At 63.6% G+C, this 19,941-nt stretch carries 18 protein-coding genes; 4 read left to right on the top strand and 14 right to left on the bottom strand.

Going from position 1 to position 19,941, the window contains the following annotated elements; genetic code table 11:
* Positions 1–2 precede the first annotated feature (2 nt).
* The 6 genes from BraRD5C2_RS05205 to BraRD5C2_RS05180 all read right to left on the bottom strand — a co-directional run bounded on the left by BraRD5C2_RS05205 (position 3) and on the right by BraRD5C2_RS05180 (position 5,735).
* Positions 3–530, bottom strand: coding sequence for a YcnI family copper-binding membrane protein (locus BraRD5C2_RS05205; RefSeq protein ID WP_223967265.1), 528 nt, complete (start codon positions 528–530; stop codon positions 3–5).
* 7 nt (positions 531–537) lie between these two features.
* Entirely contained in the window at positions 538–1,065 is a 528-nt protein-coding gene (locus BraRD5C2_RS05200) for a copper chaperone PCu(A)C (protein ID WP_223967264.1), read from the bottom strand.
* A 34-nt stretch (positions 1,066–1,099) separates the two neighbouring features.
* A complete protein-coding gene (locus BraRD5C2_RS05195; RefSeq protein ID WP_223967263.1) occupies positions 1,100–1,597 on the bottom strand; it encodes a TlpA family protein disulfide reductase in 498 nt (165 codons plus the stop codon).
* Positions 1,594–2,820, bottom strand: coding sequence for a sialidase family protein (locus tag BraRD5C2_RS05190; protein ID WP_223967262.1), 1,227 nt, complete (start codon positions 2,818–2,820; stop codon positions 1,594–1,596). Before BraRD5C2_RS05190 ends, BraRD5C2_RS05195 begins: the two co-directional genes overlap by 4 nt.
* Positions 2,821–2,831: 11 nt before the next feature.
* The gene (locus tag BraRD5C2_RS05185) at positions 2,832–5,219 is read right to left on the bottom strand and encodes a TonB-dependent receptor family protein (protein ID WP_223967261.1); all 2,388 of its coding nucleotides are present in this window, start codon (positions 5,217–5,219) and stop codon (positions 2,832–2,834) included.
* 84 nt (positions 5,220–5,303) lie between these two features.
* On the bottom strand, positions 5,304–5,735 hold the full coding sequence (locus tag BraRD5C2_RS05180) for a DUF2946 domain-containing protein (RefSeq protein WP_223967260.1): 432 nt from the start codon (positions 5,733–5,735) through the stop codon (positions 5,304–5,306).
* 398 nt (positions 5,736–6,133) lie between these two features.
* Here BraRD5C2_RS05180 and BraRD5C2_RS05175 point away from each other — a divergent pair, with 398 nt between their 5' ends.
* From BraRD5C2_RS05175 to BraRD5C2_RS05160, 4 genes are all read left to right on the top strand, one after another.
* On the top strand, positions 6,134–6,559 hold the full coding sequence (locus tag BraRD5C2_RS05175; RefSeq protein ID WP_223967259.1) for a globin: 426 nt from the start codon (positions 6,134–6,136) through the stop codon (positions 6,557–6,559).
* Between the two features lie 88 nt (positions 6,560–6,647).
* Entirely contained in the window at positions 6,648–7,685 is a 1,038-nt protein-coding gene (locus tag BraRD5C2_RS05170; protein ID WP_223967258.1) for a sugar ABC transporter substrate-binding protein, read from the top strand.
* Between the two features lie 9 nt (positions 7,686–7,694).
* A complete protein-coding gene (locus BraRD5C2_RS05165; protein ID WP_223967257.1) occupies positions 7,695–9,197 on the top strand; it encodes a sugar ABC transporter ATP-binding protein in 1,503 nt (500 codons plus the stop codon).
* Positions 9,198–9,209: 12 nt separating this feature from the next.
* Entirely contained in the window at positions 9,210–10,244 is a 1,035-nt protein-coding gene (locus BraRD5C2_RS05160; RefSeq protein ID WP_223967256.1) for an ABC transporter permease, read from the top strand.
* 345 nt (positions 10,245–10,589) lie between these two features.
* On the opposite strand, the gene BraRD5C2_RS05155 is transcribed toward BraRD5C2_RS05160, so the two are convergent.
* The 8 genes from BraRD5C2_RS05155 to nuoN all read right to left on the bottom strand — a co-directional run bounded on the left by BraRD5C2_RS05155 (position 10,590) and on the right by nuoN (position 19,931).
* On the bottom strand, positions 10,590–11,783 hold the full coding sequence (locus BraRD5C2_RS05155) for an aspartate kinase (RefSeq protein ID WP_223967255.1): 1,194 nt from the start codon (positions 11,781–11,783) through the stop codon (positions 10,590–10,592).
* Between the two features lie 39 nt (positions 11,784–11,822).
* On the bottom strand, positions 11,823–13,055 hold the full coding sequence (locus tag BraRD5C2_RS05150; RefSeq protein WP_463671631.1) for a peptidase M15: 1,233 nt from the start codon (positions 13,053–13,055) through the stop codon (positions 11,823–11,825).
* 796 nt (positions 13,056–13,851) lie between these two features.
* Complete coding sequence (mtnK, locus tag BraRD5C2_RS05145) at positions 13,852–15,156, bottom strand: S-methyl-5-thioribose kinase (protein ID WP_223967253.1); 1,305 nt, start codon at positions 15,154–15,156, stop codon at positions 13,852–13,854.
* A 71-nt stretch (positions 15,157–15,227) separates the two neighbouring features.
* A complete protein-coding gene (locus BraRD5C2_RS05140; RefSeq protein WP_223967252.1) occupies positions 15,228–15,503 on the bottom strand; it encodes a DUF1467 family protein in 276 nt (91 codons plus the stop codon).
* Between the two features lie 6 nt (positions 15,504–15,509).
* Entirely contained in the window at positions 15,510–15,914 is a 405-nt protein-coding gene (gene mce / locus BraRD5C2_RS05135) for a methylmalonyl-CoA epimerase (protein ID WP_223967251.1), read from the bottom strand.
* Between the two features lie 42 nt (positions 15,915–15,956).
* Positions 15,957–17,627: a ribonuclease J gene (locus tag BraRD5C2_RS05130; protein ID WP_223967250.1), complete on the bottom strand. Its 1,671-nt coding sequence runs from the start codon at positions 17,625–17,627 to the stop codon at positions 15,957–15,959.
* A complete protein-coding gene (locus BraRD5C2_RS05125) occupies positions 17,627–18,433 on the bottom strand; it encodes a biotin--[acetyl-CoA-carboxylase] ligase (protein WP_223967249.1) in 807 nt (268 codons plus the stop codon). The genes BraRD5C2_RS05130 and BraRD5C2_RS05125 overlap by 1 nt, the downstream gene beginning before the upstream one ends.
* Before the next feature lie 61 nt (positions 18,434–18,494).
* Complete coding sequence (gene nuoN, locus BraRD5C2_RS05120) at positions 18,495–19,931, bottom strand: NADH-quinone oxidoreductase subunit NuoN (protein WP_223967248.1); 1,437 nt, start codon at positions 19,929–19,931, stop codon at positions 18,495–18,497.
* Positions 19,932–19,941: the final 10 nt, after the last annotated feature.

The raw sequence follows: 19,941 nt of genomic DNA, 5'->3' as shown, positions 1-19,941 counted from the left end.
GCTTACGACTTCGGCAGCAGCTTGAGGCCGGGCGCCGGCGTCTTGCTGCCATGGTCGTGCCCGCCGCCCTGCCCTTCGGCCGGGATGTCGATCCAGCGGCTGACGCCCTGTTCGCATTCCTGCACGACGGGAAAATACAACGTGGTGTTCGGCTTCAGCGTGTCGGTGAGAAACGTCTGCATCACAAACTCGTCGTAGTTCTGGTCGGAGAGCTTGCCACCGCTCCAGGCGACTTCCTTCACGCCCTCGGCGAGCTTGGCGCCATGAAAGTCGTACTGGGCAGCATATTTTCCGGTGACCGTATCGAGGGTCCAGCCGGGCTTCGGCATCGGCTTCACCCCGATCACGCCTTCCGGAATCTGCACGCGGATCTTGATCGTCGCCGATCCCGCGCAGCCATGCGGCACGGCAAAGACCGCCTTGTAGTACGAGCCGACCGCCGCCTGTTTTCCCTCAAGCGTGATATGGGCGACCGCAGGCTGCGCTACGAGCAGCGCCGCCGTGGCAATGAGGAGCGTGTGTGATCGCATGGCTTCCTCACATCTTCTTCATGTCCATGTGACCGGAATGGTCGCCATGGCCGGAATGATCGCTGCCACCGGGCGCTTGCGCCCCGACGGCTTGGACATCCAGCGAGACCGAGACCTTGCCGGCCTTCTCGAATTCGAGCGTGACCGGCACCTTGTCGCCCTGCTTCAGCGGGTTCTTGAGGTCGAACATCATGAGGTGATAGCCGCCCGGTGCGAGCTTCACGGTCTTGCCCGGCTCGATGGTCAGTCCCTTGTCGAGCGCACGCATCTTCATGACGCCGTTGTCCATCGACATCTCGTGGACTTCGATCTTGCCTGCGACGTCGCCGGAGCCTGAAACAAGCCGGTCGGGCGTCGTCCCCTTGTTCTCGATCGTTAAATAGCCGCCGCCGATCTTGGCGCCGTTCGGCGTGGCACGCGTCCACGCCTGCGTGATCACGAGGTCGCCGGCCTTGACGTCCTCGGCGCGTACGGACGTCGACACGAGCGCGGCAGTCAGCGTCGCGAGGGTGAGGATGCGAGAGAACGATTTCATGGTGGCGGCTTCCTTTCAGATTGAAGTAGCTGTGCTATCGGATTGTTGCGGCCTGGGCCTCGGACCATTTGTTCAGATCGGCGATTTCGGCCGATCCTTCGATCGTCGTGATCGTTCCGTCACGGGCAATCAGCATGGTTCGCGGGATATCACCTTGCCACGCCGGATCGATCTCAAATCTCAGTCGCTCGGCAAAGCCGTCGCCGAAAATCCAGTTCTCGGCTGAAGCGAGCCCGGCCTGATCCAGCATCGATCGCGTCGCCTCCGGAAGGTTCGGAACCAAATCCGCGCTGATCGTGACGACGTCGATATCGGGATGATCCTTCATGAACCGGCCAAGCTGCGGCAGCTCGACCTTGCATGGTCCGCAGGTGACACCCCAGAAATGCACCAGGGTCGGATGGCCGGCGTGCGCATGCAGCAGCTTTTGCCAGCTGCCGCGTTCGAACGGCTTCGGCGCGCCCTCGCCCGCCGCCAGTGCGGACGGCAGGGTTGCGAGCAGGACAAGGGCTGCGAGCAAATAACGTTTCATGGTTCGCCCTCGATCGCTTGAAAGTGGTAGCCGTCGGCCTTGGTCATCCACGACAGGTAGGTCTGCCGGCTGTCCGAGACCAGCAGCGGATGGTCGGAGCTGTCGGCTGTGTCGGCGATATCAGTTGGCTTCGACCACGTCGCACCATCGTCGTGTGATGTCATCAGATGGATCGACGTCTTCTGCCCGTCGAACTCCTTCCAGGCCATCGCAAGCCCCTGCGGCCCCGCGACGATCTGCGGCCGCGACGGGCTGCGGTTCGGCTGACCGACCGGAAGCGGATCGGAGAAGGTTTTGCCGCCGTCGCGTGACCGCGCATAGAACAATCCCTTGCGCGCCTTGCCATTCGTGTACCAGGTCACATGGTAGGTTCCTGCGGACGAAATGGTCAGGCTGGGACCATGGTGCGGACATGCCGCGATCTGCCAGTCGTCGCGGCTCACCCGATGCACATCGCCGGGCGTTGCCAGATCGTTGAATGTCACGATCGCATGGTCGCGCACGCCGCCTTCGAAAATGTTCCGGAACACGACCACCGGATGGCCTGCGCCATCGAACGCCAGGGCGAGACGGCAGCACTCGCAGGTGTTGTCGGCCACGAGCTGCGCGTCGGAATAGGTCGCGCCACCATCTTTCGAGGTCGCAAAGAACAAGCCGGCACCGTCATATTTCTGGCCGCGCTGCTGCGCTGGCACGCGGTTGCGCTTGTCGAGCCAGACGGCGAACACGGCACCCGCTGGATCGAAGCCGATCGCCTCGAACCGCTGACTCTCGTTGTTGGTAGTGATCGGCTTCGGCAGATCGAAGCTGCGCCCGCCATCGGTCGAACGCGAGGTCAGCACCTGGCCATTGAAGGCCTGATCGCGGAAGGTCGAGAAAGCCAACGCGATGCCTCCCTTGGCGTCGATCGCAAGCTTCGGGCGCGCATCCGGCCCCCAATCCAGGTTGAGCCGCTCCCGCGTCACCTGCACCGGCGCGGAAAAGCTCTTGCCCTGATCCTTCGAGCTCGCGACGGAGATCTCACCTCCGGCCATCCAGGCCAGCCACAACGTCCCGTCCGGCGCGAAGGCGGGCGTAACCTTGGTCGCGCAGCGCAGGACGGTTTCCTCGCACGCCGCTTCCGAGGCGTGCTGGTGGCTCATCTGCGCCCCGGCGATATTGGGCAGGGCCCCGAGCATGACCGTCGCCAGCACGATCCAAGCCGAAGATTTGCGAGACGTCATCGATGCGCCCCTCACTTGAACGCGATCTTCATGCCCGCCACGAAGGCGCGCGGCGATCCGGCATAGATCGAGTTGGTCGAGTTCGCCAGTATGCTCGCAGGATTTTGAACGCCCGCCGCCGTCACCGAGTTGGCGATATTGTTCGCCGAGGCGATGTAGGTTCGATCGAACACGTTCCGCACCTCGAGATACAGATTCAGCGACTTGAAATAGTCGGAGATCAGATCCGTCGTGTAGTGAACGTTGAGATTGACCAGCTCGTAGCCCGGCGCCTTCAGGAGATTGGCGTTGTCCATGTAAAAGCCATCCTTCCACTGGACCTCGACGAACGCGCCCAATCCCTGCAACGGACCCGACAATTGGTCGTAGCCCAACCGCGTCGTGAGCTCGTTCGGCGAGATGCCGGGGATTTTGTTACCAGCGCGATTGAAGCTGAAGACCGCGCCGTTCGCGATGTTCTCGACGTATTCCGTGTAAACCTCGTCGAGATAGGTGTAGGCAGCCGAGAACCGCCAGCCAGGCAGGAACTTCCAGTCGGCGGCCAGTTCGACGCCACGATGTTCCGATCGCGGCGCGTTGAACGTGTAGGAGATACCCGATTGCGGTGTGGCCTGCGAGACGAGCTCGTCCTTGAAGAACTCGTAGAACCCGGTGACGCTTACCTTGAGCGCATTGTTCGGTGTCCAGTCTGCTCCGATGTCGTAGCCCAGATTCTTCTGCGTCTGCAGTTGGGTGTTATTGCCCGAAGCACCGCTCGGCAGGATGAAGAGATTGCTGACTTGTGGTGTGCCATATCCGGTGGCCACCCGCCCGCGGAATTGCCAATCGCTGTTCAGCCGGTAGAGCAGCGCAAGCTCGGGCGCCGTATTCTGGAATTGCCGGTCCGCGGTCGTGATCGCCGTGTTCGTGGCCCCGGCCGCGCCGGTGTAGGTATAGGCAGTGTTTCGCCCCGTGAGATTGGTTGTTTCCCAGCCAATACCGGCGACGGCTGTCAGCGCAGAAGTGAGCTTCAGTTCCTCGCGCGCGCGGACACCGTAGTTCGTCGTCGTGCTGAACAGGTTGCTGGACAGGCTCCCGAGCGTTGCATTTCCGCCCGGCATCACGTTGCGCGTATCGCTCGAGGCGGTGAGCGTATTGTAGAAGCCGCCGAAATAGGCCGTCGAATCCATCCCGAAGATGTCGCCGCGTCTGACGATATCGCTCATGTAGTTGTAGGACGGGAAGTCACCGATCGCGCTCGTCGATCCCGTCGGTTGGCTGATATTGCGATCGTCGAAGACAAACTGGTTGCGCCACGTGGTCTGGTTGTCGAAATCGTGCTCCCAGCGGCCACCGACGATGGTACGGCGGTCATCGCGCCCGAGGCCCGCCTGGACCGCGGTTTCCTTGTCGGTCCCTGCTGCCGAATTGAATCCGTTGTTGAACAAGGTCACGGTTCCACAGCCCGGCGCGGCCGTCGTTCCGGTCGCGCAGCCCTGCTGGAACGGGTTCTGGTTGAACTGGTTGAGCGACGAGCGGATCGGCAGGCGCGCCGTCAAATCGTTGTTGATCAGCTTGAACGTGAAACGGTCGTCCGGCGTCACCTGAAGCGTGCCGAGGAAATTGACGGTCTGGGTATTGAACCAGCTGTTGCCGATATAGCCGTCGCCACGCGCGTCGCTCGCAAACAGCGAGCCCTCGAAATTGCCGACCTTCTTGCCCGCGGCCAGATAGTTGTTGAGATAGCCGAAGCTGCCGCCGTCGACGCCGTATTCGACGCCGTCGATCGTGCCGCCCGGCCGGGTCCGGAAATTCAACGCGCCGCCGGTCGCATAATTGCCGTAGAGCGCCGATGATGGCCCGCGGACCACGTCGATCGCGCCATAGGCGTGCGGATCGATCAGGTCGCTGCGAGACAGGCCATCCGGCTGAGTGACCGGAAAGCCATCGTCGAAGATCACGAGGTTACGGATGCCGAAGCCATTCCTCGCATTCGACCCGCGGATCGAGATGCCGAAATCACGCGGACCGTTGCCCTGTTTGATCGAGATGCCGGGACTGTCCCGCAACACGTCCGCCACCGAGAAGGACGGCCGATTGTCGAACTGGCTGCGGTCGATGGTGGTTTGGGTCTGACCGGCCGGCCCCTGGTTCAGGCTGTCCCGCGCCGCGCTGGGCGTGATGCGCTGCGCACGGCCGGCCGCCGCCACGGCCAAGGGCGCCAGCGGCCTTGCCGGCCGCCGGGCGGCAACCGCGCGCGTCTTCGGCTTGGACCTTGCCGGTTTCGCGCGCGCGGCCTGCGGCGCGTCGACCGTGACGGACGGCAGCGTCGTCTGGGCCTCTGCCCAACTTGTAAGCGTGGAAAGCGCAAAGCCCAGCGTCAGCGCACTGGCCCCGGCCCGCGGATGAAATCGAAACATGGATGAATCCTGACACCGGCTCTTCGGCCGGCTTGCTCTTAGGCACTCGCCAGCGCGCGAGGCGCACCGGCAGCGAGAACGTCGTCAGGAAAACAGCGGCGGCGCGCGGGCTTGCGCGGAGAGGCGCGCCGGCGAGCGATCGAATTCGTTGGCGAAATCAAGCCAAGCGATGCGCGTCGAAGGCCGCTCGACGGCGTGAGCCGTGATCTCGGGGTTATCAACGGGCGCACCGGTCTGCAGCACGCTGCATGCGGAACAACAACCGTCATGGGCATCATGACCGGTCTGGTCACCCTGCCCGACTCCGGAGCCGGCATTGCCATGGCAGATGGTGGCAGCCGCGAGTGGATCGGACAGGGCAAGGCTCGTCGCCCAGCAGGCCCCGATCGGTGCGAAAATCTGCACCAGCAGGGCAACCAGGACTATGGGCAGAAAAATCTTCAGCCGCCGGCGCATCGCAAAACCCATCCGGTACGGAACTAACCACCACAGGCCTCGGAAGTCGAGATCACCCACCTCGCGCATTTCTTCCGGCTGACGGAAATTGCCGGGCGCGACACTTGCGTCACGGCCACTCCACAGGCCTTTGTATCCCCTTACCCCGTCACGTGTTTTCAGCTCACTTTCGCAACTGCCGGTGGCACTATCCCAATCATTTCGCAAATTGCTCGAAATTTGAACAATCGTTGCCGAAAATGATGACAAGGCTGGAAAGATAGTCTACCAATTCGGGCTCAGGCCAGCCGCGAGGTGTGTCCTGGTGGTCCAAGTCTCGGGAGGAGCCCGACGCGCACAAGCAGCGTCACCCCATGAATCAAGATCAAATCGAATTTTTGGGGCAAATAGGGTCGACACAATTTTTGGAGCAGGGCTTGGAGCCCTGCTCTTTTTTTATGTGATGATCGCAAAGCACTATGACTCCATCATCGAATCCAATCGAACGCAGCTTTGAACTCGCAGCCGCGGCTTGCGATGATCTGACGCCGCACGTGTACCAGCGCTTGTTTCGCGAACATCCCGAGGCGCAGGCGATGTTTCGCACCGAAGGCAGCGAGCCGGTGAAGGGCTCGATGCTGGCGTTGACGATCGAAGCCATCCTCGATTTCGCGGGCGAGCGCCGCGGACATTTTCGCCTGATCGAATCCGAAGTGTTCTCGCATGATGCCTACGGGACGCCGCGCGAATTGTTCGTCGCATTCTTCGCCGTGATCGCGGACTGTTTGCGCGACATTGTCGGCGAGCAATGGTCTGACGAGATCGATGCTGCGTGGCACAAGCTGCTTCGCGACATCGAGGCCATCGTACTGCAGCAGAAACATCTCGTGGGCGCGAAGGCGTAGCGCCACCGTTCCGATTGTGACACACTCCCTTTATCCGCGGCGCGTGCAACTGACGCCGACGGTCAGAAAAACGAAGAGGGAGCAAACAATGCCAGGAACCGACAAGGGGATGGACAAGGCGTCGACGACTCGGCGCGACCTTCTGCAATTGGCGGCGGCAGGCGGAGCTGCGGCCGGCCTGTTCGGCGGAATGGGCGTGACGACGTCCGCGCTCGCAGCCGAAATGGGACGTTCGGAAAAGCCGCTGAAAGCCGCGTTCTCCAACGCCGGATTGCAGGCGACGTGGTGCGCGCAGGGCAAGCAGGCCGCAGAATTCTGGGGCAAGCTGTTCAACGTCGAGGTGACCTGGTTCGACGGCCAGCTCGATGCCGTCAAGCAGCGCGCCGCAATCGACAACATGGCGTCGCAGAAATGGGATTTCGTCGCGATCCAGGCGTTCGGCATCGGCACGCTGACCCAGCCGGTGCAAAAGATGATCGACGCCGGCACCCCCGTGATCGACATGGACACGCTGATCGCGCCGCTCGACCAGATCAACGTCCATTCGTTCCTCGCCCCCGACAACGAGTTCATGGGCGCCTCGGTGACGCAGGCGCTGTGCAACGCGATCGGCGGCAAGGGCAAGGTCATTATGACCCAGGGCGCGCTCGGCCACACCGGCGCGCAGGGCCGCGCCAAGGGCTTCAACTCGGTCGTCAAGCAGTTCCCGAATATCGAGGTGCTGGACACCCAGCCCGCCGACTGGGACGTCTCCAAGACCGCCCGGCTCTGGGAAACCTATCTGACGAAATATCCGCAGATCGACGCGGCGTTCTTCCACAATGACGACATGGCGCTTGCCGCCGCCAACATCATGAAGGCGCACAACCGCACCAACATCCTGATCGGCGGCGTCGACGCCATGCCGCCGGCGATCCAGGCGGTCAGCGAAGGCCGCATGTTCGCAACCGTGCGCAATCCGTCCTGCCGCATCCATGGCGGTGCGATCGTCGCGGGCGTCGCGGCGGTGGTCGGCGGCGAGAAGAGTGGCCAGGGCATTCCGAAGAACGTCGTGACCGATGGTCCCGTGGTGACCAAGGCCAACGCCGCCGGCATGCAATGGATGGAGGATCACTTCCTGATCTGAGCGGTCCGCATGTCGCAGGGACGCTCCCCGATCCTCGAGTTGAACCAGATCACGAAGGCCTTCGGCGGTGTCGAAGCCCTTCGTGGGGTCGACTTCGCGCTGCACGCCGGTGAGATCCATGGTCTCGTCGGCGAGAACGGCGCCGGAAAAAGCACGCTGATGAAGATCATCGCCGGCGTGCATCCGGAGTTCTCCGGTCGCTTCGTGCTCGACGGCAAGGAAACCCGCTTCCGCTCCACCCGCGACGCCCATGCCGCCGGCATCGGCATGGTGCATCAGGAGCTCAGCGTCGCGCCTGATCTCACCGTCGCCGAGAACGTCTTCCTCGGCAGCCAGCCGACCAACCGCCTCGGCTTCGTGCAATGGCGGCAGATGGCGCGCGAGGCCGGCGAGCAGCTGTCCCGGTTCGGCATCGACGTCGATCCGATGACGCGGCTCGGCGACCTGCCGATCGGCCTGCAGCAACTGATCGAGATCGCCCGCGTGCTGTTCTCCGGCGCGCGCATCATCATCCTCGACGAGCCGACCTCCGCCCTCTCCCCACCCGAGGTCGAGCGCCTGTTCACGACGCTGCACAAGCTCCGTGACGACGGCACCAGCATCGTCTTCATCTCGCATTTCATCGAGGACATCCTGCGGGTGTCCGACGTGGTAACCGTGTTCCGCAACGGGCGGAAGATCGCCGAGACCGCGTCCGCGGATACCACCAAGGGCGCGCTGATCGAAGCCATGATCGGCCGCGGCGGCGAGGCGCTGGAGCACAGCTACACCGATGACCTGATGCTCCCGCAACCGGGGGGCGGCTCGACGGTGCTGAAGGTCGATCAGCTCTCGCTCCGCCGCAGCCTGCAGAACGTCTCGTTCGCGGCCCGCGCCGGTGAGGTGCTCGGCATCTACGGCTTCATGGGCTGCGGCCAATTGGAGCTGTCGCGTATCCTGTTCGGCAAGCTGAGACCCGACGGCGGAACGCTTGTCGTCGATGGCGCCGCGAAAACCTTCCGCAGCACCGCCGCCGCTCGGCGGGCCGGCGTTGCGCTGGTGCCGGAGAGCCGCCGCGCCATGCTGTTCCACCAGGAGCCGGTCTACAAGAACATCTCGATCAGCATCCTCGAGCGGATCTCGGCGCTGCTGCTCAAGCCGGTGCGCGAGCGCGCCATCGCCCAGCGCCAGGTCGAGCAGTTGCAGATCAGGCCGCCGGTGGTCGGCCTCGATCTCGGCATGCTCTCGGGCGGCAACCAGCAGAAGGTGGCGCTGGCCAAATGGCTGACCTACCCGCCGCGCCTGCTGGTGCTGTGCGAGCCGACCCGCGGCATGGATGTCGGGGCCAAGAACGACGTGATCAACATCGTGCGCGACCTCCGCGCCAAGGGACTGGCTATCATCGTGCTGTCGACCGAGCCGGAGACGGTGCTGTCGCTGGCCGACCGGATCCTGGTGCTGAAGCGCGGCGCGGTGGTGCGCGAATTCGCGGGCGAAGCGGTCAGCAAGGATCGGCTGCTCGAGGCGGCGTAATGGAGAGTCATCATGGCGAGCAGTGACAGCGCGACGAGCCCAGCCGATCACAAGCGGCCGCGCGGGCTGGCGCCGTTCCTGCGCTCGCAGATGCGCAACATCGCGCCGTTCCTGACGCTGATCTTCCTCAGCGGATTCTTCGCGATCGCAAGCCCGTCGTTTGCGACCATCGACAATCTCGGCAACATCCTCACCCAAGTGTCGGTCACCGGCATCATCGCCGTCGGCCTCACCTTCGTGATCCTGTGCGCCGAGATCGACCTGTCGATCGCCAGCATCGCCAACGTCACCGGCATTGCGGTGGCGTACTTCACGCTGCAAGAGTCCTACGTCAACATCGCCAATATCCCGATGCCGGGTTTTGCCGCGATCCTGCTGGCGCTGGCGCTGTGCGCGCTGCTCGGCCTCGTCAACGCCCTGGGCCTGACCATCATCGGCATCCCCTCCTTCATCATGACGCTGGCGATGATGCAGATCGCGGCCGGCGTCTCGGCGCTCCTGGTGCGCGGCCAGATCGCCTACAAGGTGCCGCCGCTGATCACGACGCTCGGCTCGGGCTCGATCGGCGGCATCCCCTGGATCGTGATCGTCGCAGCGGTGATGCTGCTCGGCGGCCATCTGGTGCTGACCTACACACGCTTCGGCCGCTACGTCTACATGGTCGGCGGCAATCGCGAGGCTGCGGAATTTGCCGGCCTCAACGTCAAGCTCATCCTCGGCAGCGTGATGGTGATCTCGGCGGTCTGCTCCGGGATCGGCGGTATGCTCGGCGTCGCGCATTTCGGCAGCGCGCAGCAGAACGAGTTCGACACCTATCTGCTGGATTCGATCGCGGCGGTGGTGGTCGGCGGCACCAGCCTGTTCGGCGGCCGCGGCGGCATCGGCAACACCATCGTCGGCCTGTTCGTGCTCGGCGTGCTCAACAACGGCCTCGACCACGTCAACATCGACAGCTTCCTGAAGATCCTGATCCGCGGCCTGATCCTGCTCGCCGCGCTGGTCATCAACGTCTACGCGCAGCGGCTGCGGGAGCAGGCAGCGGAGTGAGCGGGCAGAAGCCAGCTCAACATGATGGTGATGGAAGCCCCCGCTCCAGTTGTCGATATCGCGACGTATCCTCCGCTGTCGTCGTGGCGAAAGCCAGGACCCATCCTCCGGAGCAGGCGTTGTGAATTGGAATCGTCGTTCCAGCGTCGCACAACGACGATCACTTGGGGTAATGGCCTGGCTTACGCCAGGACGACGATGAGTATGGGGACGCTGCTTCGCGTTCTCGGGCACGTTTCGCCCGAGCTTGCGCCGTCGGGCAACTCAGTGGCATCGGCGGCGATCGCAAATCGCGCCGACATCGTGTGCACGATCATTCATCCGTGCCATCGCGAATTCGCAGTGCTAGATCAGCGAATGCAAAGCCCTGACCGCAGCCTCACGGCTCTCCACCGAAACAAAGAAACTTACCGAATGCGATGACAAGACATACTTGTCGGCGATGATCCCGTGATGTTGCAGAATCTGAACCGCCTTGTACGGCAGATCCGAAGAAATGCCGCCAAAGCAAGTGAGGCTCACCGAACTCAGAGTCTCGCGCTGTTTGCGCAGGTCTTTGCTCCCTTCCAGTGTGCGGAGCAACGCGTCGAGAGTCTCCGAATCGCACGTCATCATGATGCGGGTTTTGTCGGCGGTGAAAGCCGAGGCGAGGAGTTGCGGCCAAGGCAAGCCATTTTGCTTGAGATGCTGCGCGAACTTCTCAAAGCCTTGATTGAGGTTCGCCGAATCGATCTCCACGTGCTCAATGCGAGCCATTGAGTTGACGGCCAGGACTTTTCCGTTCTCCATATCCGCGACTTCCTTCATCACTTGCGTGCTGTGTCGAGCGCCGCCCCACTTTCTCAAGACCAGAGGCACGTTTTGGCTGTGGGCCAGTTCCACGCTGCGGAAGTGCAGGACTTTTGCGCCCCAGAAACACATTTCGGATAGGGATGCGAAATCCAGCTGACGCAAGGGTTTTGCATCCGCGACGATGCGAGGATCAGCCGAGCACACTCCGTCGACTTCCTTTATAATCTCGCAGCACTCCGCCTTGAGCGCCGCAGCCATGGCGACCGCAGTGGTATCGCTGCCACCCCGGCCAAGCGTCGTGATTTCCTTGGTCAGCGGATCCACGCCCTGGAAGCCCGCCAAGACCACGATGCGTCCGCGATCGAGCTCTTCGCGCACACGAATGGGCCGCACATCCAAAATGCGTGCGGATGAATGGGATCCGTCGGTCATCACACCGGCCTGACTGCCGGTAAAGCTGATCGCCGGCACGCCTAGATCAGACAGCGCCATGCTCATCAAGGACATGCTGATGCGCTCGCCGGTGGTCAATAACATATCGAGTTCGCGGCGATTGGGATGCGGGCTGATCTGATAGGCCATCCTGACGAGTTCGTCGGTGGTCTTGCCCATCGCTGAAACGATCGCCACGACACGATGACCACGGCCATGCAAATCAGCGACACTGCTCGCCACTGCGCGGATTCTTGCCGGTGTTTCGAGACAGGCGCCGCCATATTTTTGCACGATGATGGGATTGCTAGGCATTCTTGCCCGCGTCGTGTTGAAAGGCGCAGCTGAACCGGATCAGATCGTTCTCCCCTTCGACGCTTTCGCGGTTTTTGATCGCTTCGCGGCGACCCGCAGAGCGCCCCGGTTGCGCTTCTTGATATCCGCTTCCGCGTGCTGAGCTTTCGTCCCGCCGCGGTGAGCGGCATATTCCTTGCCGTCTATCGGCGCGACATGCGGTGGATCTCGATCGAGATACGGCCGTCCGATTCCAAAGTCCGATCCGCGCGCATCGATCCATTTCCAAAGGGCCTCAGTGGAAACCCAACGCTCCGCGCGCGTCGCGCCTTTGACGCTCACGATATCAGCGGCAAGCCCGTGGCCGTAGCCACCGCGGAAGCTCCCTCCATGGTATGACTTGTCGGACGCCGCCTTCAGGCCGCTCGCGATCGATTGACGGTAGTCATCGCGGAACGCGCTGGTTATCCCGGGCGACAACCCGGCCTGCTCCGCCGCGTAGAGCGCATGAAAGAGCTTGAGCTTAAAGCCCCGATCCACCCCTCCAATCACGTAGTCGATCATCGGCATGCCCATTCTTTCCGCCGCCTTCGGATCCTTCCACGTGAAATCGTTATCGACGCGCCTGCTGAACGTCCTGGTGACGGTCACCGTCTTGCGCTTCCTTTTGACCGTTACCTTCCGCTGCTCTTGTACGCTGATGGTGTCTTCCTTGGGCGTCCGCTCGTAGAGCGCCCACAGGTACCGGTCGATGCACACATCGACGACGAGGCACTCTTCGAAAATATCCAGGGGTCTCGCGGCCTCCTTGGTGTCGCTCGACACTGGAGGCGCGCTCGCTGTCGTCGTTTGCACCGGCGATGTTTCGACCGGCAGCGTCTGCGACGAATCCGGCAACGCCGCCACGACAATCGATTTCGGCTCGCTTGAGGTCGCCGTCGCATCAGGGGTCGTCGCCGGCATCGATTCAACCGCCATCGCCGCGTCGACGTTAGCGACAGCGTTGCCCGTGACGTCTGCCTGCAGGGTGGCCGTCGTGAAGGCCGGCTCCGTCACGGGTTCGGCAGTCATCGTCACCTCAGCGTTCACGTTGGCGACGTTGCTGACTGCAGGTGTCTGTGGCGTATCGGCCAGTTCGGCATTGGCGGCGAGAGATGGTGCAAGGCCCTCGATGGGCACTGCTCCAAAGTTCCCCATGCCGGCAAAGCCAGCCAGCCAGGCAGCGAGCCAACCTGCGAGAACGACCGCCCCGCACAGTTCAGGCGTCACCGTCGCAATTCGCCGCGGGTTCATCATCCCGTAGCCTCCAAAGGCCCGATCCGAGCCCTGTTGCACAGCCAAGCACGCGACGGGGTCAATCATTTGGATCAAAATGTAAACGCGCAATGGTCGGAAGCCGTTGGCCCTACGCTTTTCCAAAGGGTGTTGCTCGAGCGCAACGCGCGATCGCTGGCAGCGTGCCGCCGCCTTCGGTGATTTTCACCAGCGATGAAGCTCTGATGTTCGCTCCAGGTCAGGAGTTGAAGGTGTGCCCCTCATCGCTCGCTTCCGCTCGCTCATGGTTAATTCCGTACTCAAGCGCCGTGGCAATGGCCCAAATATTCGCTAACCTCTGGTGGGCAGCGGAGGGCTCGCCTTTGTCAGCGTCGAGGGCACACCGTGAGAGGATCGGCTGGAAAATGGCGGTCGCGGCCGGGCTTGCTCTAAGTCAGGCTGCGGTAGCAGCACCGCCCGACAACCCAAATCCTGCGCTTGCCCCATGGTTTGAGAGCCTGAAGCAACCAGGCACCGGTGCATCGTGCTGCTCGATTGCGGATTGCCGGACGGTTGAGTTCCGACAGGACCGAGACGGCTACGAAGTCCTAATTGATGGTCGCTGGAAGTTGTCGGCGCCATTCTGGCTGCGGGTCCCACCGAACAGGATCATCAACAGAACCGACAACCCGACGAACCGCGCCGTGGTCTGTTTCACGCCTGAGGCCGGCATTCTCTGTTTCGTGCGTCCGGCCGAAAGTTAGTCCATGCCGCAGCGGCCTGCCAAACAATCCTTGCCGATCCTTGCCGTACACGACGATCGATGCTCACCAGATCACCTGGCGAGATCCGGCTGCCAGTGGCGGAGCTCACGCGCGGCGTAGGTGACTGTGCCGACCGTCGTGTAGGACGCAGCCTCCAGCATCATGTTGCGAGCGAGCTTGAGGGCCCGTGCCTCGCAGATCGCGCGCTGCTTCTCGTCCGCGATCCACTCGAAATCGATGTTGTGCGCAAGGCCAAGGATGCGCCGGATGGTCTTGGCGGCGGCGAAGCCGACCGTGTCCTGGAACAGCCGCGCCATATAGGCCTGCCGCTCCGCCTCCAGCCGCGCGGCGCCGGCCTCGCCCGCGAACAGCGACGCCGGATAGCCGTCGCCATCAGCCTCGCTGCGCCACAGCGCGAGAAACTTGCGCGAAAATTCGCTCCAGACGCCCTCGATGGCTTCCAGGAGCCAGGCCTCGAACGACGCGCGCTCGCCCGCCGTGCGCTCATGGCCGGCGGAGGCCAGATAGGCCATCAAGAGATTGCCGATAACGGCGCCGATGTCGAAGCCCATTGGGCCGTAGAAGGCGAATTCGGGATCGATCACCTTGGTCTCGCCTTCGGTGACCATGATCGAGCCGGTGTGCAGGTCGCCGTGCAGCAACGCCTCCGGGCTCGCCATGAATTTCAGCTTGAGCCTGGAGATCGCGACATGCAGGTCGAGATCCTCGCGGAACGCCGCCGCCGTCGCGTCGAGATACGGCGCGGTCCAGCGGTTCTGCTCGGCAATACGATAGGGGTCGGTGAAGATCAGATCCTCGGTGATCTTGCAGAGCGCGTGGTTGCCAGCGAAATCGGCGATGCCCTGCTTCTTCTCCGCGGCCGACAGCGCCAGATCGGACGTGAAGAACAGCGTCTGCGCCAGGAAGGTCGAGATATCCTCGACAAAGCGCGGATAGCGCGTGGCGCCGATCAGGCCCTTGCGCATGATGATGTGCGGCTCGAGCAGTTCCATCGCGGTGAGCGCGAGCGGCGCATCATGATGTAGCACCGCCGGCACGAGGTTCGGCGCCAGCCGTGCCTGATGCACCAGCGCCAGATGCTCGTAATGGGCCCGCGACAGCGGCAGCGGCCAGCTCTCGCCGACCAGCCGCACATAGGGCAGCGCCTGCTTGACGGCGATGCCGCCGCTGCTGCCCTTGACGATGAAGACGAGGTTGAGATTGCCGTCGCCGACCTCGCTGATCGACCAGTCGGCCGGCGCTCCGCCGAGTTGGGTGACGATGCCGGGAAGGCTCGCGAGATAGTCGCGCAGATCGGCTTCCCGCAGGATTCGATAGGAGCTCTGCCCGGAGCCTGGCTGGGCCTGCAGCTTCATCGTGGTCGCCTCCTCCGCATCGCCAGGGTGAGGTTGATCCTCACTCCATCGGCATCAGATCCTGGTCGGTCTTAGAACGGCATCCCCATCAGCTTGGACAGCCGCTCGACCGAGAGATAGCCGGCATAATAGGCCCACATGCCGATCGCGAAGATCACGGCCGAGATCAGCGTGGTCCAAAACAGCTTGCGGCCCATTCGCGCCATGATCGGCGCGCCGGGGTCGGTGCCGGGCGCACCGACGCCGTCCTCATGCTGGCTGCGAATGCCGAACGGCAATGTCAGAAACAGCACGAGCCACCAAAGGACGAAGTAGATCGCAAGCCCGGTGGAGATCTGGTACGCCATGTGGTCTCAGGCCTGTTCGATCTCGACCAAGGCGCCGGAGAAGTCCTTGGGGTGGAAGAACAGCACCGGCTTGCCGTGCGCGCCGATCTTCGGCTGGCCGTCGCCCAGCACCCGTGCACCCTCGGCGATCATGCGGTCGCGAGCCGCGATGATGTCGGGCACGTCGTAGCAGACATGGTGGATGCCGCCGTCGGCGTTGCGCTCGACGAACTTTGCGATCGGTGAGGCCTCGCCGAGCGGCTCGATGAACTCGATCTTGGTGTTGGGCAGCGTCACGAACACGGTGATGACGCCATGCTCCGGCAGCGGCACCGCATCGGAAATCTCGGCATTGAAGGCGGTGCCGTAAATCCTGGCAGCCTGCTTGGCGTCCTTGACCGCAATGGCGACGTGATTGAGGCGGCCCAGCATCTCTCTCTCCCTTTGTCGTTGCGCACGCCTTGGAGGCGTGTGTCAGACCGTCAGAACGTGCACGACGCAGATCGGCTTCTTGCCCCACTGCTCGTTCAGCGCGGCCCGCACCGCGCGGCGCACCGATTCCCCGAGTGCGTCCGGATCGCGGCGCCGCGGCTTGGGCAGGCCCTCGATCGTCGATACCACGACATCGAACACGATGTCGTCGAGCAATTCGCCCGCGGCATTTTTCTCCGGCATGCCGACCAGATCAACCTCGGGATCGTCGACCAGCTCGCCCTGCGCGGTCATGGCGATAGCGACGAAGGCGCAGCCGGCAAAACCCATCCGCCGCCGCTCGACCACGGCGCGCGACTTGGAGTCCTCCAGGATGGTTCCGTCCTTGTAGAGCCGCCCCGAAGGCACCTCGCCCACGATGCCGGGATCGCCGGGCCCGAGCTTGACGAGGTCGCCGTTGCGGCAGGTCAGGACTTTCGGGACACCCGCAGCGCGCGCCAGCTTGGCGTGCTCGGCGAGATGCAGCGCCTCGCCATGCACGGGGATCAGCAGCTGCGGCCGCACCCAGGAGATCATGTCGCGCAGCTCGTCGCGGCGCGGATGGCCGGAGACGTGCACCAGATGCTCGCGGTCGGTGATGATTTCGACGCCCTGCGTCACCAGCCCGTTGATGATGCCGCCGACCGCCTTCTCGTTGCCGGGGATGGTGCGGGAGGAGAAGATCACGGTGTCGCCCCTGTTCAGGGTCACCTGCGGGTGATCGTTGTTGGCGATCCGGGCCAGCGCGGCGCGGGGCTCGCCCTGGCTGCCAGTGCACAGCGCCAGCACCTTGTCGGCCGGGAAATGGCCGTAATAGTCGGTGCTGCGGAATTTGTGCGAGCTGTCGAGATAGCCGCATTCGCGCGCGACCTGCACCACGCGCTCCATGGCGCGGCCGACCACGACGACCTCGCGATCGGCGGCGTTCGCAGCGTCCGCCACCGCCCTCACGCGGGCGACATTGGAGGCGAAGGTCGTGACCGCGACCCGGCCCTTGGCCGCATTGACCAGCTTCTTGATGGTGGCGGCAACCTCGGTCTCCGAGGGCGAGCGCCCGTCGCGCACAGCGTTGGTGGAATCGCCGACCAGCGCCAGCACGCCTTCGTCACCGAGCTCGCGCAGCCGCCGCTCGTCGGTCGGCAGGCCGATGATCGGGGTCGGATCGATCTTCCAGTCACCGGTGTGCAGCACGGTGCCGACATCGGTCTTGATCGCGAGCGCGTGCGATTCCGGAATCGAATGCGCGACCGGGATGAACTCGACATTGAACGGGCCGATATCGACCCGGCCGCCCGACGGGATCACCGTGATCGGGATCTTTGGCGGATTGCGCTCGGCGGCGCATTTGGCCTCGAACAGCGCCGCGCTGAACTGAGTTGCGTAGATCTTGCAGCCGAGCTTCGGCCAGAGATCGATGATCGCGCCGAAATGGTCCTCATGGGCGTGCGTCAACACGAGGCCCATCAGATTGTTGCGCTCCTTCTCGAGAAAACGCACATCCGGCATGATCAAGTCGATGCCCGGCAGATGCTCCTCGTCGCCAAAGGAGACCCCGAGATCGACCGCGAGGAACGAGCGCTGGTGGCGATTGCCGAGCCCATAGATCGACAAATTCATGCCAATCTCGCCGACGCCGCCGAGCGGTGCAAAGGTAAGCTCGTCAGGTCGCGCCATCACACCGCCCTCTTAGAGGCTGCGCTGCCGAAATAGACCTCGCCCGCCGCGACCGGGACACGCTTGCCCTCGGCCGTACACACGATCAGACAACCGGTCTCGTCGATGGTCTCAAAGATGCCCTCGATGGTCGCCGAGCCCGTGTTGATCGCGACCTCGCCGCCGAGCCCGGCCGCGCGCTCGAGCCAACGCCGGCGGATCTCGGCAAAGCCGCGGCCGTTGTCCCAGATGCCGCGGAACTCGACCCAGGCATCGGACAGCGCCGTGAACAGCTCTTCCGCGCTGATCTGGACGCCGAGCTCCGCCAGCGACACCGCAGGCGTCGGCGTGCCCTCGGGCGACGCCACGACATTGGTACCGATGCCGACAACCACCGCGAGGCGATCGCCGACGGCTTCGGCCTCCATATTGATGCCGACCAGCTTCGCACCACCAGCGAGCACGTCGTTCGGCCACTTCAGCGCATATCTCGGCCGGTCAGAACCGAGACGAAGGGCCGCCTCGACACTGACCTTCTCCAGGGCGGCTTCCTCCGACAGCCCGGCGACAAAGCCGAGCGTCGCGGCAACGGCCGGCGGAACGTCCATCAATTCGAGAATGCTGCTGGCAAGGTTGCCGCGCGGCGCGATCCAGACCCGCTGCCGCCGGCCCCGCCCTGCGGTCTGCTCTGTCGTCACGAACCACATCGGCCCCTGCTCGCCGTCGCGGGCGCGCAGCATCGCCTCGGCGTTGGTCGAGCCGATCTGGTCGAAGGCGGCGAGCTTATAGCCCGCCGCAATGGCCCGGGGTCCGAGCGTGAAGGTCATAGTGAGGTTATGCGCATGATCCGATCCGAAAGCCAGCGCCCTGTTTTCGGGATCATGTGCATCAGAATAGCGACTTCGCCGCCGCCGTGGCCACGCTCACCAGCGGGCCCGGATAGGCGAAGAAGAAGACGTTGAAGATGCCTGCGACCGCCAGCACGGTGCGCAGCTCGACGCGGACCGGGTCGAGCTTGCCGAGCGGCTGGTCGAAATACATCACCTTGACGATCGACAGATAGTAGAACGCGCCCACCACGCTGGTCAGCACGCCGATCACCGCGAGCGTAAACAGATTGGCCTTGATCGCGGCGACGAACACGTACCATTTGCCGAAGAAGCCGGCGAGCGGCGGCACGCCGGCCAGCGAAAACAGCAGCATTGCGAAGATGAAGGCGATCAGCGGGTTGGTGCGGGACAGGCCGGCGAAATCGCTGATCTGCTCCAGCGCCTGGCCGTTGCGCTTCATCGCCAGGATGATCGAGAAGGTCCCGAGCGTCATCGCGACATAGATCGTGATGTAGATCAGGACGCCCTGCGCGCCCTCGACCGTGCCGGAGGCGAGGCCGACCAGCGCAAAGCCCATATGGCCGATCGACGAATAGGCCATCAGCCGCTTGATGTTGGTCTGACCGATCGCGGCGAACGAGCCCAGCGCCATCGAGGCGATCGCCACGAACACCAGGATCTGCTGCCACTGGGTGACGATGCCCGGGAACGCGGTCAGCGTCGCACGGGTGAACACGGCGAGCGCGGCGACCTTCGGGGCGGAGGCGAAGAACGCCGTCACCGGGGTCGGTGCGCCCTCATAGACGTCAGGCGTCCACATGTGGAACGGCACCGCCGAGACCTTGAAGCAGAGGCCGGCGAGCAGGAACACCAGGCCGAACACGATGCCGATGCTGCCGGTGGTCGCGGCGGCCGCGATGCCGGCGAAGCTGACCGTGCCGGTGAAGCCGTAGATCAGCGAGGCACCGTAGAGCAGCATGCCCGACGACAGCGCGCCGAGCACGAAATACTTCAGGCCGGCCTCGCTCGACTTGGCGTTGTCGCGCTGGCTGGCGGCGACGACGTAGAGCGCAAGGCTCATCAGTTCGAGGCCGAGATAGAGCGAGATCAGGTCGCCGGCCGAGATCAGCACCATCATGCCGAGCGTCGACAGCAGCACCAGGATCGAGAACTCGAAGTTGCGGGTCGACGGCTGGGACAGGTACTCGGTCGACAGGATCAGCGTTGCCGCCGAGGCGATCAAGGCGAGGATCTTCAGGAAGCGGGCGAAGTCGTCGACGATGAAGCTGCCGCCGAAGGTGACGAGCTTGCCGGCCGGCAGCCAGAGCTCCAGCGCGCCGGTCAGGACCAGGAGACACACCGCGAGCGCGGTGATCAGCCGGGTCGTCCCCTGCCCGCGATAGGCTCCGATCATCAACAGCACCATGGCGCCGACCGCGAGCACCAGCTCCGGCAGCACCGGCTGCAACTGATAACCTGCACTGGAAAAGCTCATGACAGCGGCC

The organism is Bradyrhizobium sp. RD5-C2 (assembly GCF_019972155.1).
Classification (GTDB): domain Bacteria; phylum Pseudomonadota; class Alphaproteobacteria; order Rhizobiales; family Xanthobacteraceae; genus Bradyrhizobium.
This window is presented reverse-complemented; position numbering and strand designations above follow the sequence as displayed.